This is a genomic window from Curtobacterium sp. MEB011 (assembly GCF_030209655.1).
GTDB classification, from domain to species: Bacteria; Actinomycetota; Actinomycetes; order Actinomycetales; family Microbacteriaceae; genus Curtobacterium; species Curtobacterium poinsettiae.
The window spans coordinates 75,771-93,006 of record NZ_JARVRN010000003.1 but is presented as its reverse complement, the minus strand read 5'-3'; the positions used below and the strand labels follow the sequence as shown (position 1 = coordinate 93,006).

12 protein-coding genes and 1 tRNA gene are annotated in these 17,236 nt (G+C 72.3%); 9 read left to right on the top strand and 4 right to left on the bottom strand.

All coding sequences use genetic code 11. The annotated features are described in order from the left end of the window. Nucleotides 1–61: 61 nt before the first annotated feature. Genes QRN30_RS04450 through QRN30_RS04440 form a run of 3 tightly spaced genes read left to right on the top strand, consistent with a single transcriptional unit; the run spans nucleotide 62 to nucleotide 4,751 of the window. The gene (locus QRN30_RS04450; RefSeq protein WP_056071020.1) at nucleotides 62–1,066 is read left to right on the top strand and encodes an AAA family ATPase; all 1,005 of its coding nucleotides are present in this window, start codon (nucleotides 62–64) and stop codon (nucleotides 1,064–1,066) included. Continuing rightward, nucleotides 1,066–2,397, top strand: a complete 1,332-nt coding sequence (locus tag QRN30_RS04445) for a DUF58 domain-containing protein (protein ID WP_284760546.1) — start codon at nucleotides 1,066–1,068, stop codon at nucleotides 2,395–2,397. Before QRN30_RS04450 ends, QRN30_RS04445 begins: the two co-directional genes overlap by 1 nt. Beyond that, on the top strand, nucleotides 2,394–4,751 hold the full coding sequence (locus QRN30_RS04440) for a transglutaminase TgpA family protein (protein ID WP_214519492.1): 2,358 nt from the start codon (nucleotides 2,394–2,396) through the stop codon (nucleotides 4,749–4,751). The genes QRN30_RS04445 and QRN30_RS04440 overlap by 4 nt, the downstream gene beginning before the upstream one ends. 245 nt (nucleotides 4,752–4,996) lie before the next feature. Here QRN30_RS04440 and QRN30_RS04435 read toward each other — a convergent pair whose 3' ends face one another. Next, a complete protein-coding gene (locus tag QRN30_RS04435; protein ID WP_017888341.1) occupies nucleotides 4,997–5,599 on the bottom strand; it encodes a TetR/AcrR family transcriptional regulator in 603 nt (200 codons plus the stop codon). Nucleotides 5,600–5,845: 246 nt separating this feature from the next. Next, nucleotides 5,846–6,607 carry a trimeric intracellular cation channel family protein gene (locus QRN30_RS04430; RefSeq protein WP_017888342.1) on the bottom strand — a complete coding sequence of 254 codons (762 nt, stop codon included), beginning with the start codon at nucleotides 6,605–6,607 and terminating at the stop codon, nucleotides 5,846–5,848. Nucleotides 6,608–6,676: 69 nt separating this feature from the next. Here QRN30_RS04430 and efeU point away from each other — a divergent pair, with 69 nt between their 5' ends. Genes efeU through QRN30_RS04415 form a run of 3 tightly spaced genes read left to right on the top strand, consistent with a single transcriptional unit; the run spans nucleotide 6,677 to nucleotide 10,777 of the window. Further along, entirely contained in the window at nucleotides 6,677–8,287 is a 1,611-nt protein-coding gene (efeU, locus tag QRN30_RS04425) for an iron uptake transporter permease EfeU (protein WP_017888343.1), read from the top strand. After that, nucleotides 8,274–9,494 carry an iron uptake system protein EfeO gene (efeO, locus tag QRN30_RS04420; RefSeq protein WP_284760545.1) on the top strand — a complete coding sequence of 407 codons (1,221 nt, stop codon included), beginning with the start codon at nucleotides 8,274–8,276 and terminating at the stop codon, nucleotides 9,492–9,494. The genes efeU and efeO overlap by 14 nt, the downstream gene beginning before the upstream one ends. Beyond that, the gene (locus QRN30_RS04415; protein ID WP_214519546.1) at nucleotides 9,491–10,777 is read left to right on the top strand and encodes a Dyp-type peroxidase; all 1,287 of its coding nucleotides are present in this window, start codon (nucleotides 9,491–9,493) and stop codon (nucleotides 10,775–10,777) included. Before efeO ends, QRN30_RS04415 begins: the two co-directional genes overlap by 4 nt. Before the next feature lie 336 nt (nucleotides 10,778–11,113). Here QRN30_RS04415 and QRN30_RS04410 read toward each other — a convergent pair whose 3' ends face one another. Continuing rightward, nucleotides 11,114–13,495 carry a bifunctional metallophosphatase/5'-nucleotidase gene (locus QRN30_RS04410; RefSeq protein ID WP_284760544.1) on the bottom strand — a complete coding sequence of 794 codons (2,382 nt, stop codon included), beginning with the start codon at nucleotides 13,493–13,495 and terminating at the stop codon, nucleotides 11,114–11,116. An 87-nt stretch (nucleotides 13,496–13,582) separates the two neighbouring features. After that, a complete protein-coding gene (locus QRN30_RS04405) occupies nucleotides 13,583–14,740 on the bottom strand; it encodes a Gfo/Idh/MocA family protein (protein WP_042540607.1) in 1,158 nt (385 codons plus the stop codon). A gap of 76 nt (nucleotides 14,741–14,816) precedes the next feature. Between QRN30_RS04405 and QRN30_RS04400 the strand changes: the two genes are divergently transcribed. The 3 genes from QRN30_RS04400 (at nucleotide 14,817) to QRN30_RS04390 (ending at nucleotide 17,236) form a co-directional block, all read left to right on the top strand. Then, nucleotides 14,817–16,238: a glucose-6-phosphate dehydrogenase gene (locus QRN30_RS04400; RefSeq protein WP_017888348.1), complete on the top strand. Its 1,422-nt coding sequence runs from the start codon at nucleotides 14,817–14,819 to the stop codon at nucleotides 16,236–16,238. A gap of 29 nt (nucleotides 16,239–16,267) precedes the next feature. Beyond that, nucleotides 16,268–17,053 carry a dienelactone hydrolase family protein gene (locus tag QRN30_RS04395; RefSeq protein ID WP_042540609.1) on the top strand — a complete coding sequence of 262 codons (786 nt, stop codon included), beginning with the start codon at nucleotides 16,268–16,270 and terminating at the stop codon, nucleotides 17,051–17,053. Between the two features lie 110 nt (nucleotides 17,054–17,163). Continuing rightward, a tRNA-Arg gene (locus tag QRN30_RS04390) sits at nucleotides 17,164–17,236 on the top strand.

The following is a 17,236-nucleotide window of genomic DNA, read 5'->3' as shown; positions in this document are numbered from 1 at the left end:
GCACCCGTGCCGGGTGCTGTCACCGGGCCGGGGTAGCATGCACGACACCTGTCCTGTGACGATGGAGCCCTGCGTGCCGGAACCGACCGACCCCGCCTTCCCGCTCGAACACGTGCGATCGGTGGGCGACGACATCGTGGCCTCCGTCGCCACGGTGATCGACGGCAAGACGGAAGCCATCCGAACAGCCCTGACGGTGATGCTCGCCGAGGGGCACCTGCTCGTCGAGGACGTCCCCGGGGTCGGCAAGACCGTGCTCGCCAAGGCGCTCGGCGCCTCGGTTGGCGGGTCGGTGAACCGCATCCAGTTCACGTCGGACATGCTGCCGTCCGACGTCACGGGCGTGAACATCTTCGACCAGTCGTCCGGCACCTTCCGGTTCTCGCCCGGCCCGGTGTTCGCGAACGTCGTCATCGGCGACGAGATCAACCGCACCAGCCCGAAGACCCAGTCGGCCCTGCTCGAGGCGATGGCCGAGTCACAGGTCACCGTCGACGGCGTGACGCGGCAGCTGGACCGTCCGTTCATGATCGTCGCGACGCAGAACCCCATCGACATGGAGGGCACGTACCCGTTGCCCGAAGCCCAGCGCGACCGCTTCATGGCGCGCATCGCGATGGGCTACCCGAGCGTCGACGCCGAACGGCAGATGCTCGCGAACCGCGGCGGCAGCGACCCGCTGTCGCGCCTGCGGCCGATCGTCGACGTCACCACCCTGCGGCAGATCATCGAGACCGTGGCCCACGTGCACATCGCCCCCGACGTCGAGGCGTACATCATCGCGATCGTCCGGTCGACGCGCACGCACCCCGACCTGGTGCTCGGTGCGAGCCCCCGTGCGACGCTGCACCTCGCGCAGGCCGCGCGTGCACACGCTGCGTTGGCCGGCCGGCCGTTCGTCACCCCCGACGACGTCGCAGCGCTCGCCCCGATCGTCCTCGCACACCGGCTCGTGCCGGTCGCCCGGGGGCTCGGCGGCACCGGCGAGGACACCGTGCGCGAGATCGTCGTCCGCATCGTCTCGGACACCGCCATCCCGTTCACGGCCACCCCCGTCCGCTCCTGATGGCGCGTCCACCGGCACCGCCGTCGCTGCTGCGACGCGTCGGTGCCGCGCGGTCCACGGCCGCCCGGTTCGGTCGCCGCGGGCTCTCGTTGGCACGCCGGACCCCGTTCCCGCGTCCGACGGTCCGCGGCTGGACGGTCATCGCGGTCGGCATCGGCCTGGTCGGCGGCGGCCTGGTCGGCTCCACGAGCGTCGCGGTCACGGCAGGGCTCCTGCTGCTCGTGCTCGTCGTGCTCGGCATCGTCATGGCGTTCGTGGTCGCGACCCCGCTGCGAGGCAGCCGCAGCACCGCCCGGGCGATCGTGCAGGTGGGCGAGGTCTACCGCGAACGCATCACCCTGGGCGGCACCAGCCTGCCGTTCGGCCCGCGGGCGACGCTGCTCGTCCGCGAACAGCTCGAGGACGCCTTCGCCAGCTTGGCCGAGGCGGAGACCTACGCCGAGGTCGGACCTGGCCTGCCGCCGGCGGTGCTCGACGTCGAAGCGCTCGCGATGCACCGCGGCCGCTCGCTGGTCGGGCCCGTCACGATCCGGGTCGAGGACCCCTTCGGCCTGCTCCGGATCGACCGTCCCGTCGTCGCGGCCGAAGAGATCGTCGTCGTGCCGGCCTCGGCGCCGCTCGGGGCGATCGACGCCGGAGCGCTCGCCGGTGCCGTCTCCGCCGACGAGGGCCGGGTCGGACAGGGCGGTTCGGCCGACGACAGCGAACTCCGTCCGTACCGACCGGGTGACCCGATCCGCCGGGTGCACTGGGCCCAGAGTGCGCGCCGCGGGGAACTCCACGTCCGCCAGACCACGCAGGCCCAGCCGCCCGAGGCCGTGATCGCGCTCGACGTCCGGCGCGAGTCCTACCAGCGCCTCGGTCGGGAAGACCTCGCCGAGCTCTCCGACCTGGGCGGCGACCAGGCCTTCGAGCACGCCGTGGTGGTGGCCGCCAGTGTCGCCCGCGCGCTCGCCGCCCGGACCTCCCGCGTCGTGCTCGTGTTCGACGGCCCCGAAGGCGCGACCCGGCACGCGGGCGACGTCGGCGGGCTCACCGACGTGCTCGTCGGGCTCGCCGACGTCCGGCTCCGCTCCGATGCGCGACAGGTGACCGACGTCCTGCCCGAGGTCCGCGGCCGAGACGTGCACGGGATGACCGCCGTCGTGACCGGTACCTGCACCGCGGAGGAAGCCGCCGAGCTCGTCAGTGCGACGAGTGGGTCGAGCCGCGGCATCCTGGCGACCATCGTGCCGCCGGACCCTGCCGTCCGGGGCATCCTCGACCGCGGTGGCTGGTGGACCCTCGTGGTGCCGGTCGCCGGTGCGACTCCGTCCGGAGCAGCGCGGTGACCGGGGCGACCGCACCGGTGCGTGGCCGCGTGGACGTGCGCGAGATCCTGGAGCGGGACGACCTGCGTGACGTCCCGAGCGCCTGGGTCGTCGCCCTCGCGCCGGTGCCCGTGCTCCTCGCCGCCCTCGCCATCCGGCCGCTCGTGCAGGGCATCGCCTGGTGGGTGTCCGGTGTCGTCGTCGTCGCCGTGCTCGTCGCGGTGATGCTCGCGGTGCGCCGGCAGACGCCCGGCATCCGCTTCGTCGTCCTGGTCGGCACGGTCATCGCCTGCTCGTGCGCCGCCGCCCTGGTCAACGACATCCAGCCGCTCGGGTGGCTCGACGCCGACGGGGCCCTCGGGCAGACGCTCGCCGCGATCCGCCTCAACCCGGCACCCCTGCCACAGACCGACGCGATCCGGCTCGTGGTCACGGCGTCGATCGGGTGGGTGGCGGCGGTCGCACTGTTCCTCGCCGCCATCGCGCGGATCCCGTCGCTCGCCGCGGCCCCGGCCCTGGTGATCCTGATCGTGCCGGGCGTCATCACCGGCCAGCCCGCCGGCACCCCGCTCGTCATCGCCACGTCGGTGGCGTTCCTCGCCCTGCTGTGGTTGTCGGTGCGCCCCGTGCAGCGCGCACTGCCCGCCGCCGTCGTCGGTGCCATCGGGCTCGTCGTCGCCATCGGACTGCCGACGATCGTGCCGCTCAACGCCAGCTGGCTCTCCGGCGTCACCGGTGCGATCCAGTCCCCGATCCAGCCCGGACGGCCCGGCACCCTGCTCGAACTCGGCAACGACCTGCGCCGCCCGAGCGAGCTCGAGGTCTTCCGGTACCGCTCGTCGGACGGGCAGCCCGAGTACCTCAAGCTCGCCGACCTGGACGAGTTCGGCACGGGGGACTGGGTGCCGACCGTGACGAACGCGGCCGAAGCCGACACCGCCGACGAACAGCAGTGGGCCGAGGGCGTCAACCCGCGTCTGGCGAGCCGCGGCGACGTGACGGTCCGGATCACCGGGCTGTCGAGCACCTACCTGCCGGTGCCGTCAGGTGCGGTCTCGATCGAGTCGCAGTCCACCAACCTCGACCTGTCGCAGTGGCGCTGGATGGGGAACTCGAGCACCGTCCGGTCGACCGGCGCCGCGACGGCCCGGGGTGCGATGTACGAGGCGTACGGCGCCTCGACCTTCGCCAACGACTACCTCGACGCGGTCGCCGCCTCGGGGGTGCTCGCGCGCTCCGACGGCCGTGGCTTCCGGAAGCCCAGCCGCGAGCAGCTCCGCACCGACCTCGCCCTGCCCGACGACCTGCCGGCGAACATCTCGTCCACCGCCACCCGTGTCGCCGCAGCCGCGACCGACGACTACGGCCGGGCACGGGCGCTCGAGCAGTGGTTCCGCAGCGACCTGTTCACGTACTCCGAGACCGCTCCGGTGGAGCAGGGCTACGACGGTGACAGCATGGACGTCGTCTCGACGTTCCTGCGCGTCCGCGACGGGTACTGCGTGCACTTCTCGTCCGCGATGGCCGTGATGGCCCGGACGCTCGGCATCCCCTCGCGCATCGCGGTGGGGTACCGGGCCGGGTCGCCGCAGCCCGACGGCGAGTACGCGGTGTCGAACCGGCAGCTGCACTCGTGGCCCGAGCTGTACATCAAGGGCGCCGGCTGGGTCGCGTTCGAGCCGACGCCCGACTCCGACGAGGCCGCTCCGTCCGAAGAACCCTCGGCCTCCCCGACGGCAGCGGCGCCGGAGACCCCGCTGCCGGCGCCCGAGCAGACCACCCCGGCGGAAGAGTCGGCGTCGTCGACTCCGTCGGAGTCCCCGGTTCCGGGTGCTGCGGGTGCGTCCAGCACCGGCGGCGGCGGTGGCCCCGTCGGTCTGCTGGTGGGCCTGTTGCTCGTGCTCGCGGTCCTGGTCGCCCCGGGCTTCGTGCGTGCCGTTCGTCGCCGCTCCCGGCTGTCGGCGATCGCCGCCGGTCGGTCACCTGCCGTGCAGGCGTGGCGGGAACTGCTCGACGACGTCGCCGACCACGGGTACGCCCCGGGCCTCGCGCCGCCGGGTGACGCCGCCGCCGTGGCCCGGACTGCCCGAGCCGTGCTCGGACGCCTGCGGCCCGGACTGCCCGCGTCGGTCGTGCCGCACCTGGAGGCCGCCGTCGACGCGGTCGACCGTGAGCGCTTCGCCGCCGACGGGGCCGCATCGGCGGACGGTGCGGCGCTGGGCAGCCACGTCCGACAGGCCCGTGTCGCCCTCGACGAGTCGGTGCCGAGCGTGCGCGTCGTGCGGTCGCGGCTGCTGCCGCCGAGCCTGTTGCCGTCCTCGGCCTGGTCCCACGACGGGCCGAAGCCCCGCCGTCGGGATCGTCGCACGGCCTGACGCCGGCGCGGGCGCGTGGTGCCAGCCTCGCACGGTGCGGGCTCCGTTGGGCGATGGCTCGGCGGATGTTGCACGGTGCGGGGTTGGTCGGGTGGTGCGTGGTTGGTGGCTCGGTGCGGGGCTGTGGGCGTGCACGGGGCGGTCGAGTGGGCACGGGGTTGCGAACCTCGCACGGTGCGAAGCCCCGACCGCCGCGCCCGACCGCCGCGCCCGACCGCCACGCCCGCCCGCGGGCCGCGGCAGCGTCAGCGCCGGCGGATGACCGCCTCGAGCAGGGTCGCGACCAGCTCGCCCGGGTTGACCCCCGGCAGCGCCGGCGCGTCGAACACCAGGCCGACGTTCGCCGCGATGAGCACGTTCGCGAGCTCCTCCGGCGTCATGCCCACGTCGACCTCGGGGTGGCCACCGAGCCACAGCCGCACCAGTTCGAGCACGCCGTCCTGCAGCACCCGGCGCTGCCGGATGAACTCGGGCAGGAACTCCGGGTGCCGGACGGCGTACCCGCGGAACGTCGACAGCAGCGCGAACTGTTCGCTCTGGTCGTTCTGACCGAACGCGACGCGCAGGACGTTCCCGACGTCGACGGAGTCGATGTCGGCGTGCACGAGTTGCCGCAGGGAGCCGAGCACCACGTTGGTGGACCGCTGCATGACCTGTCCGAGCAGGTCTTCCTTCGACGAGAAGTTCGAGTAGACCGCACCCTTGCTGAACCCGGCGCGCGCAGCGACCTCGTCGAGCCGGGCGCCGTGGACCCCCTGTTCGGCGAAGACGGCCGCACCGGCGGCGAGCAGGCGCTCTCGGACCTCGGCGCGCGGGATGCGCTGGGCGGGGGAAGCGTCGTCGCTCATCGGTTGGTGCTCCGACCTGTGCTGGTGGTCGTCGGGGAGAGCATCGTGGAGGAGACCTGCCGCGCCGCGCGTCTGATCCCGCGCGGCATCAGCGAAGCCCCCATCCCCACGTCTGCTCGGAACCGCCGCGTTCGGGTCGCGTCGGTGCTGTGCGGACAGCGTTCACCGGGATCGCACCGGCAGAACCACCAGGACGATACCCGGCGGTACTGATCGTACCGTCGCGGAGCCGCGGATGACAGCCCCTCAGTCCTCATGATCTTCCCGGACGCTGCCGGCACCGGTCCGACGCCCCGGTCGACGGAGCAGTCGGAGCGCGTCCGGTCGCAGGCTCCGACCGCGCCGGAGCAGCGAACCCAGGGTCGACTTCGGCTGCCAGTCACGACCGTTCGGCAGGCCCCAGCCGCGGCGGACCGCGCCCCAGCGGAGCCCGAGCGACAGGGTGATCGCGAGCAGGATGCCGATCGAGGGCGACCCGAGGGCCGAGGCGATCACCATCGTGGCCGACGCGGCGACGGCCACGGTGGCGTACAGCGCGTTCCCGCCGAAGACCGCCGGCACCCGTCGCAGCAGCAGGTCGCGCATGGCCCCGCCACCGACCGCCGTGATGGTCCCCATGATGATCGCGGCGGGCCAGTCGAGGCCGGCGTCGTAGGTCCGCTGCACGCCGACGACCGCCCAGAACCCGATCACGGCGGCGTCGAGCACGGTGAACAGGCGGTCCCAGGTGATCTCGGAGAACGACACGAGGAACGCGATGAGCGCCCCGGCGACGGCGACCGGCACGTACAGCGGGTCGACCAGTGCGACGGGCGGCCCGTTCTGCAGCAGGGTGTCGCGGAGCATCCCGCCACCGAGTCCGGAGACGAACCCGACGACCAGGAACCCGAACAGGTCGAAGTCCATCGCGCGGGCGATGGAGCCGCCGAGCAGGGCGGACGCGAAGACCCCGGCGAGGTCGAGCACGTTCGTGACCGACGCCAGGCCGTCGACGGACAGCAGGTTCATGAGAACCATCAAACATCACGTCGCACGACTGGCGGGCCGTTCGGCGGTTAGGTTAGCCTCACCTTCGTCATGCTCGCCACTCTCGTCATCGGTCTCCGTGAAGGCCTCGAAGCCACGCTCATCGTCGGCATCATCGCCGCGTTCCTGCGTCGCAACCGCGTCCCGCTCGCCCCGATGTGGTCGGGCGTCGGGCTCGCGGTGCTGCTCAGCATCGCCGTCGGCTTCGGGCTGCAGGCCGTCGAGCAGGCGCTGCCGCAGGCGCAGCAGGAGGGCATGGAGGCGGTCATCGGCATCGTCGCCGTCGTCTTCGTCACGGGCATGATCGTCTGGATGCGCACGCACGCGCGCACCCTGACCGCCGACCTCGAAGCGAGTGCGACCGCCGCGCTCGGCCGCGGCACCGCCTGGGCGCTCGCCGGCATGGCGTTCCTCGCCGTCCTGAAGGAGGGCTTCGAGACCTCGGTGTTCCTCCTCGCCACGTTCCAGGCGTCGTCGGACACCGGCCTCGCCGCGCTCGGCGCCGTGATCGGCATCGCCGCCGCGGTCGTCGTCGGCTTCGGCATCTACACCGGTGGCGTCCGCCTCAACCTGTCGCGGTTCTTCACCGGCACCGGGGTCTTCCTGGTCTTCGTCGCCGGCGGCCTGGTGCTGACCGTCCTCCGCCGCGCGCACGAGGCCGGCTGGATCGTCATCGGCCAGCAGCGCACCGTCGACCTGTCGTGGCTCGCCCCGAACGGTTCCGTGCAGGGCGCCCTGGTCACCGGCGTGCTCGGCATCCCGCCGGACCCACGGGTCATCGAGGTGCTCGGCTGGGTCCTCTACGTCGTCCCGGTACTGGCCCTGACCCTGTGGCCGCGCGCCTGGCGTCCGTCGCCGGACCGTGTGCCCCGGGTGCGCGCCGTCGTCGCCGGCACCCTCGCCGTGGCGGCAGCGGCGCTCGCGATCGCCGTGCCGACCGGCGGTGTCGACCTGCCCCGCACCACCGCGGTCAGCGGCGACGCCAGCTCCGTCTCGGCCAGCGTCGACGGTGCGTCCGGCGTCCTCCGTGTGGCCGGCACCGGAACCGGCCAGGAGGCCCGACTCGCCCTGCCGACGTCGGCCCACCGCCGCGTCACCCGCGCGGGCGTGGCCGCCGACCGGTGGCGCGTCGTGCAGGACGGAACCGGTGCGCAGGGGAGTGGTGCTGACCGTCCGTCGAGGCTGACCCTCGACGACCTCGTCACACTGTTCGGCCGACTGCCCGTCGGGGTCTCCCCGTCGACGAACCCCGGCCCGTTCGCGGCCCGCTGGGCCGTCCGCGACACCGTGACCCTGTGGACGGTCCGGGGTGGGGTCCTGGACGCCACCCGCGACGAACGCGACGTGCTGACGCTGAGCGGTGGGGGCCTCCCGTCCGCACGCACCACGACCCTGGACCGCACCGTCTGGTCCGTCCCCGACGCCCGCGTCGAGCGGTCGGCCGCCTCGGTGGCCGCGGCCGACGCCCGGTCAGCCGACCTGCTGCTCTGGAAGGCCTGGCTGCCGATCGCCCTCGGCACCGCGGCCGCCGCACAGGCGCTGCTGGCGCTGCGTGACCGCCGTCGTCGGCGGCTCCCCACGACCCGCACCCCCGAACCCGTCCCCGCTCGTGGCCCTCCGGCCGCGGACCCTGCAAGGAGCACCGACCATGTCCTTCGGTAAGCCCGTCCGACCCCTGATCACCCTGGGCGCCCTCGGCGTCGTCACCGCCCTCGCACTCTCCGGATGCTCCGGCGGGTCCGCCGAGACCGGCGGCTCCGGCACCGACGCGAAGGTCTCCCGCGTCACCGTCACGCTCACCAACGACGGGCAGGACGCCTGCGCGGTGTCCGCGACGAAGGTCCCCGCGGGCCCCGTCACCTTCACGGTGAAGAACGAGTCGTCGACCGCGATCACCGAGGTCGAGCTGCTGCAGGACCAGCGGATCCTCGGCGAGAAGGAGAACCTGGCACCCGGCCTCGACCCCGTCCGGTTCACCGCCACGCTGACCGGCGGGAAGTACCAGGTGTACTGCCCCGGTGCCGAGACCGAACTGACGGACTTCACCGTCACCGGCAAGGCCGCGTCCACCGCGAACAGCAGCGCCTCGACGCTGCTCCGTGACGGGACGAAGGGCTACGCGACCTACGTCGACGGCCAGGTGACCGACATGGTCGCCGCGGTCGAGCAGCTGCAGAAGCACGTCGACGCCGGCGACCTCGACGCGGCGAAGACCGACTACGCGAACGCCCGTCCGTTCTACGAGCACGTCGAGAGCGACGTCGACGGCTTCGTCAAGAAGGGCTTCAAGGCCACCGACAACGCGGGCAACCTCGACTACCTGATCGACATGCGCGCTTCGAACCTCGACCCGGCCGTCGGCTGGAGCGGGTTCCACGCCGTCGAGAAGGACCTGTTCCAGGCGGGGAAGATCACCGCGTCGACGAAGCAGACCGCCGCGGACCTGACCGAGGACGTCCAGCTGCTCGCGAAGCTCGTGCCGACGCTCGACTACAAGCCGGAGGACCTGGCCAACGGTGCCGCCGGACTGCTCGAAGAGGTGCAGTCGAACAAGATCACCGGCGAGGAAGAGGCGTACAGCCACATCGACCTGGTCGACCTCGCCGCCAACGTCGAGGGTGCCCGTCAGGCCTTCGCGTACCTCAAGCCGGGGCTGACCAAGCTCGACCCGACCCTGACGAAGCAGATCGCCAAGGAGTTCGACGCCACGAACACGCTGATGGACGGCTACCGCGACGCCGACGACCTGGGCGGCTTCGCCAGCTGGGACGCCGCCACCAAGAAGTCCGACGCGAACACGATCTCGCAGCAGATCCAGGCGCTGCAGGACCCGCTGTCCCGCCTGGCCGAGAAGGTCGCGACCGCGTGACCGAGCCGGACGAGGGACCCCGGGCGAACGTCTCGCGCCGCGGACTGTTCGGCGCCGGCCTGGCCGTGGCCGGTGCCGGGGTCGGCGCGGCCGCGGGCATCGGCGGCGCCACCGCGGCGACCGGGGTGAACCCGTTCACGGCGGCGACGAACGGCGACGAGTCGATCGACCTGTCCACGAGCCACCCGTTCTACGCCACCGCGGCACGGCAGCCACAGGGCGGGATCCGCACGACGCCGCAGCGGCACTGCGTCTACATGACGTTCGACCTGTCGACGACCGTGACGACCGAGCTGCAGGTGCTCCTGGCCCGCTGGTCGGCCGCGATCGCCCAGCTGCAGGCCGGCAAGACCGTCGGCAGCGTCGAACCCGCCCACGGCAACGGGGTCGGTGCCGACACGGGCGAGGCGCTCGACCTCGGTCCGGCGTCCCTGACCGTCACGGTGGGGCTCGGCCCGGGCGTCTTCGACGAGCGCTTCGGGCTGGCCGACCGGCGTCCGGCGTCGCTCGCCGACATCCCGACGCTGCCGAGCGACAACCTGCAGCGGGGCCTGACCGGCGGCGACCTGTCGCTGCAGGCCTGCGCCGACGACCCCCAGGTGGCGTACCACGCGGTGCGCGACCTGGCGCGGATGGCCCGTGGCACCGCGACCGTCCGCTGGACCGTGCTCGGTTTCGGTCGGGCATCGGCGGGGCCGGACCAGAGCACGCCCCGCAACCTGATGGGGTTCAAGGACGGCACCCGGAACATCACGACCGACGCCGACCACGACCGGTTCGTCTGGCTCGACCGCGACGCCGGGTGGATGGCCGGGGGCAGCTACCAGGTGGTGCGGAAGATCCGGATGAACATCGAGACCTGGGACGCCGACGTCGTCAGCGACCAGCAGCGGGTGTTCGGGCGGACGAAGATCCAGGGGGCGCCGCTCTCCGGCGGGCAGGAACACACCACCCCGGACTTCCACGCGAAGGACGACGACGGTGCGACGAAGATCGACGCGACGTCGCACATCGCCCTCGCCGCACACGAGGCGAACGGCGGCGTGAAGATCCTGCGCCGGCCGTACAACTACACCGACGGGCTCAACGAGTACGGCCAGCTCGACGCCGGGCTGCTGTTCATCGCCTACGTGAACGACCCGGACCACTTCACGCGGTTGCAGCGGAAGCTCGGCGCCTCGGACCGGCTGAACGAGTACGTCTCGCACATCGGCTCCGCGGTGTTCGCCGTGCCGCCGGCACCGCGCAAGGGGTCGTACATCGCCGAGCAGCTGTTCCGCTGAGCTGAGTCGCCGACACGACCCACCGACGCAGAAGGGGTGGGCGCCCTCCGCCGTTTCCCTGGAGGCGGAGGACGCCCGCGTCGCGGAGTCTTGTCGAACGGAACCACCGCCGACTTGCTGAAAGCGACCCGGCACGACGCGTCGCGGTGCGACAACCCCGAGAGTACCGCGTGGATCCGCGGATCCGCAGTGTTCGACCGGGATGGGACAGCAACCGTGGCGGACAGCTCGCGCGACGCGTGCGCCGGACGCGCCCCGGGCCTCCTGACCGACGCGAACGGGCCGCCTCACCATGGTGAGACGGCCCGTTGCGGTGTGCGCTCGGGAGGCGCGGGGTCAGTCCGTCAGGACCATCGCAGCACGTCGTGCACGGTTGCGGCGGAGGACCACGAGTGCTGTGGTCCCGGCGAGCAGGAGCAAGCCGGCCGCGATCGCCGGAGCGGTCAGGTCCGCACCCGTGTAGGCGAGGTCGCCACCGGCGCGCGGGTCGTCGTCGGTCCCGCCGACGCCGCCGATGCCGGCGTCGTCACCGGTTCCCGCGCCGGGGCCGGGGGTGACCCCGCCACCGGTGCCCGGGGTCGGGTCAGCCGGGTCCGTCGGGTTCGTGGGGTCGGTCGGGTCCGTCGGATCGGTGGGGTCGACCGCCGCGGCGACCGGGATCGTCACGGCGAGGGTGACGGTCTGATCACCCGGCAGGGAGACCACGAGCGGTGCGTCGGTCGTGGCGACCGGCTCCGCCACGGCGGCGAGCGAAACGGACCCGGCGGTGCGGGCGGCAGCGCGTGCAGCCGGCGCCTCGATGTCGGGGACCGTGACGGTCAGGGTCGCGCGACCCTGCTCGTCGTTCGTGTCGATGATCGTCGGGTCGATGGCGGCCGACGCGAGCTCCTTGCCGTCCGCGCTGACCGAGACGGTGCCGGCCTTCGCGGGGTCCTCGCTGCTGAACACGAGCGACGACAGGTCGAGCTCGATCTCGTCGCCGGGCTGGAACCCGTCGGACGGGGTCGGCGTGACCGTGACCCCGACGGCGCGCTGGTCGGTCGGGGGCGTGACCGTCGGGTTGGCGAGGAAGTAGTCCACCTGGGCCTGCAGGTCGACCTGGCCCGAGTCGGCGATGTTCGTGCCGGTCGCGAAGGCGCCGAAGTTGTCACCACCGGTCGACAGGAACGAGTTGACGGTCACCTTGAGGGTGTCGGTCAGCGCGATCGGCTCGCCGTCGAGGGTCATCCCGGTGATGCGGTCGCCACGGCCCTTCGACGGGTCGTAGGTGTACGCGAAGCCGTCCGAGACGCCGAGCTTCAGGAACGGACGCGGCAGACCGTCCGGCTGCCACTGCTGCTCGAGGGCGTTCTTGATCTGCTGGCCCGTCATGTCCTCGGTGACCAGGGTGTTCGCGAACGGCTGGACGAGCGCGGCTTCCTTGTAGGTGACGGTGCCGTCCGGGTCGCCGGCGCCGCTCGACGCGGCGATCATGTCGGTGCGGAGTCCGCCGGGGTTCATGAAGGCGACCTGTGAGCCGTTGCGCTCGGTGGCGCTGCGCTGGACCTCGGCGATGTAGTTGCCCAGGACGGATTCGCCACCGCGGTTCTCGGTCGTGCGGTCGGACTGCACGGCGCGACGCAGGTCACCCGTGATCGTGCCGAGCTTCTTGCTGCCCTCGACGTCGGCGACGGCCTTCGCGGCGGTCACGATGTCGGCCACCGCGTTCACCGAGGTGGGGTCGGTCGGCACACGGGTCTCGCCGTTGACCGACTTGACCTCGCTCGTGATGCCGGTGAGCTGCTTGTCGGCGTCCACCGTGAGCTGCAGGTGCCCGAAGGCCACGCCGTAGGACCCGGCCTGGATCACCGGACGCTTCGTGCCGTCGGGGCCCGCGATCGAGTGGTTGTACGTCGCGTGGGTGTGCGCCGAGACGATGGCGGAGACCTTCGACGAGACACCCGAGGTGATCTCGCCGAACACACCAGAGCCCGTCGCGTCGGCGAGGACGTTCGTCGGTGCGCCCTCGTGGACGAGCAGGACGAGCACGTCGGCCTCGTCGTTGTCGTCCTTGCCGTCGGTGAGCTGCTCGGCGTACTTGTTGACCTGGCTGACGATCGGGGCCATCGCGAGGCCCTCGACACCGCCGGGGCTGACGAGCCCGGGGATGAGGTCCTCGGTGGTGGCGCCGATGAAGCCGATCTTCACGCCGCCCTTCTCCACGATGGAGTACGGCGTGAACGCGGGGTCCGTGGTGCCGGCCTTGACGATGTTCGCCGAGACGTAGGGCCACTCGGCGCGGTCCTCGATGCGGCCGGTCAGGTCGCTCTGGCCCTTGTCGAGCTCGTGGTTGCCGATCGCGCTGACATCGAGGTCCATGGCGTTCAGGGCGTCGATCGTCGGGGCGTCCTGCTGGATGAGCGACGTGAAGGTCGAGGCCCCGACGTTGTCGCCGACGCTGGCGAAGATCGTGTTCGGGTTGGCCTCGCGGTACGACTGCACGACGCCGGCGAGCTTCGCGGCGCCCGCGGCCTTGTCGGCTGCGGTGCCCTCGGACTCGATGCGACCGTGGAAGTCGTTGACGTCGATGATGTCGATCGTCGTGTCGCCCTCGGCGGCGACGGCTGCGGACGGGACGGACAGTGCGACCAGGACCCCGGCGGTGGCGAGGGCCGCGCCGGCGCCGAGGCGCCGTCGGGTCGTCGCACCGGCGGATCCGGTGGTGTGGGAAGTGTTCATCGCCGTCGAACCTACGAAGACGCACAGGCGACTCGCCAGACCCCGTCGCAACTCGTCACACGACGTTCACATCCACCATGCCGAGCTTCAGCGGATCTCCCGCCAGGTCGTCTCGGCCGCGCTGCCGATCACGGCCTCGATGATGTCGGCGGAGCGGGCGCCGTCCGCGAAGGTCGGCAGTCCGTCTGGTGCCACCCCGGTGCGGGCCGCGGTGTAGGTGTCGGCGACGAAGGCCGCGAACGCGTCGAGGTACCCCTGCGGGTGTCCGGCCGGCACGATCGCCAGCCGGCGCTGGTCCGGGTACCCCTGCGAGGGGTCGCGCACGACGATCTGCGCGCCGCGCTCGTTGCCGAACCACGCGGACTCGGGCTGCTCCTGGTCGAACGCCGCGCTGCCACGGGTGCCGTCGACCTCGAACCACAGGCGGTTCTTGCGGCCCGACGCGACCTGCGAGATCACGACGTTGCCGATGCGGCCCGTGGCGGTGCGGAAGGTCGCCACGGCGGTGTCCTCGGTGGTGACCTCGGCACGCTCCGCCGCGTCCGCCACCGGGTCCGGGTCGGGGGAGCCGGAGAACGACGGACCGGACGCCGCAGGCCGGGTGGGGTAGACGATGTCGGTCGCCGCGGACACCGAGGCGAAGCGCTCACCCGTGACGAACTCGACCAGGTCGCACCAGTGCGAGCCGATGTCGGCGAACGCGCGGGACAGCCCGCTCGAGGTCGGGTCGACCCGCCAGCTCGAGGCGTCCTCGTCGAGCATCCAGTCCTGCAGGTAGTGGCCGTGCACCGCGAGCAGCCGGCCGAGCTCCCCGTCGGCGATGCGCGCCCGGATCTCGCGGACCATCGGGTGGTAGCGGTACACGAACGGCACCGTGGCCACGACACCGGCGTCGGCAGCGGCGGCGACGAGCTCGGCGGCCTGGGCGGGGTCGATCGCCAGGGGCTTCTCGCACACGACGTTGATGCCGGCCGCGATCACCGCGAGCGCCTGCGGGTGGTGCTGGTCGTTCGGGGTGCAGATGTGCACGACGTCGGGGGCGTCGGCGATGACCTCGTCGAGCGAGGCGTAGCCACGGGGCAGGTCGAGCTGCGAAGCCACCTGCTCGGAGCGGGTGGCGTTCCGCCCGAGGACACCCAGGACCTCGGCACCGGAGGCCCGGGCCGCCCGGGCGTGGACGCCGGCGATCATGCCCGTCCCGACCACGGCGACACGGAGGCGTCGCCCTTCGTACCCATTGCTCATGGTGCTCCCTCGCGCCGGAATGACACCACCGTAGCGGCCCGGTCATCCACCGGGGCCGATGAGTACCGTCTGCAGCATGTCGAGCCTCCAGACCAGCCTGCTCATCCTCGGAGCCAGCGGCGACCTGTCCAAGCGCCTGCTCCTGCCCGGCCTCGCGACCCTGCTCCAGGTGAAGGACGACTGGGACGTCCAGCTCGTCGGGGCCGGTGTCGAGGACCTGTCCGACGCCGACTGGAAGGCGCAGGTGCGCGAGTCCTTCGAGAACGCGCAGGCGTCGAAGAACGAGGAGGACGAGGGCGCTTCCGGCGACACGGCGCTGCCGGAGCGACTGCAGGCCGTGGTCGACGCCTCCACCTACCGGAAGGCCGACGTCACCGACCCGGACGACCTGCGGGCACTGCTCGAAGTGTGCGACCACGACCCGGCGATCTACTTCGCGCTGCCGCCGGCCGTCACCGAGAAGAGCTGCGAGCAGCTCGCCCACCTCGACCTGCCCGCCCGCACCCGGCTGGCGCTCGAGAAGCCGTTCGGCACCGACGCCGACAGCGCCTCGAAGCTCAACGACCTGCTGCACTCGTTCATCCCCGAGGAACGGATCCACCGGGTCGACCACTTCCTCGGACGCTCCACCGTGCTCAACCTGCTCGGGCTGCGCTTCGCCAACCGCATCATCGAGCCCCTGCTGTCGTCGCAGCACGTCGAGCGCGTCGACATCGTCTACGACGAGACCCTCGGGCTCGAGGGTCGCGCGCGCTACTACGACAAGGCCGGCGCGCTCACCGACATGATCCAGAGCCACCTGCTGCAGGTGATGGCCGTCGTCGCGATGGAGGCCCCCGCCTCGATCAAGGCCGACGACCTGCGCACCCAGAAGGAGCTCGTGCTGCGGGCCGTCCGGCCCTGGGGAGGCGACGTCGTCACCGCGGGCAAGCGCGCCCGGTACACCGCCGGCACCGTCGGCGACCGCCAGCTGCCGTCGTACGTCGACGAGGACGGCGTGGACCCGTCGCTCGGCACCGAGACCCTCGCCCAGCTCACCCTGGAGATCGCGAACTGGCGCTGGGCCGGCGTCCCGTTCACCCTGCGCTCCGGCAAGGCGCTCGCCGCACAGCGCCGCGAGATCGTCATCACGTTCAAGGACTCCCCGCACGTGCCCGAGGGACTCACCGGCACCGAACTGCCCGACCGGCTGCGCATCTGGATCGCCCCGGACGAGATGCAGCTCGAGCTCAACGTCAACGGCGCCGGCGACCCGTACACGATCGACCACACGAGCCTCGAAGTGACCTTCAACCCCGGGCGCCTGAGTGCCTACGGCGAGGTGCTGGCCGGCGTGCTCGAGGGTGACGCGACGCTGTCGGTCCGCGGCGACAGCGCCGTGCAGGGCTGGAAGGTCGTCGGGCCGTTCCTCGACGCGTGGAAGGCCGGCAAGGCGCCCCTCGACGAGTACGCAGCGGGATCGGTCGGCCCCGACGGCTGGGACAACATCGAGGCCTGAGCCCGACGGGCGGCGTAGCGTCGGGCGACGTGAACACCACCGACGACGTCCTGCAGACCGTTCCCGAACCCGCCGGCGCCGACATCCGTGTCGACGACGTCTCCTACGACCACGAGGGCACCGAACTGCTCGGTGTGCTCGCGAAGGACGCCGCGATCGCGGGCCGTCGTCCGGCCGTCCTCGTCGTGCACGACTGGCACGGCGTGAACGAGCACGTCGAAGCCCGGGTGACCATGCTCGCCCGACTGGGCTACGTCGCGTTCGGCGCGGACGTCTACGGTGCGGGCGTCCGCCCCGGGGACGACACCGCGGCCCAGGTCGCCGGCGGTTTCTACCAGGACCTGCCGCTGCTGCGGGCCCGCGCCACCGCCGGACTCGAGCGACTGCTCGCCGACCCGGACGTCGACCCCGCCCGCGTCGTCGTCATGGGGTACTGCTTCGGCGGCTCGACCGCACTCGAACTCGCACGGACCGGGGCCGACCTGGTCGGTGCCGTGTCGTTCCACGGCGGGCTCATCGCGCACGACCCCTCGGACGCCGCCGACATCCGGGCGAAGCTGCTCGTCCTCACCGGGGGCGCCGACCCCGTGGTGCCCGACGAGGCCGTGCACGCGTGGCAGGACGAGATGCGGGCTGCGCCGGACGTCGACTGGCAGGTCGTGACGTACTCGGGCGCGATGCACGCGTTCGCGGTGCCCGGCACCGACGCCCCGGACCACGGTGCGCAGTACCAGGAGCGCGCCGACCGCCGGTCGTGGCAGGCGCTCCGGGTGTTCCTGGCCGAGGTGTTCGACGAGGAGCCCGCGGCACGGTGACCGCGCGGCCGTCGGAGGCTGCTCGCGACACGCCGGGCACGGGGGCCGGAGCGCCTCGATTGGCGCCCGGGCCGCACCTGTTGTAGAGTCTTCCACGGCCGCAAGGCCACGCGCTCGTAGCTCAATGGATAGAGCATCTGACTACGGATCAGAAGGTTGGGGGTTCGAGTCCCTTCGAGCGCA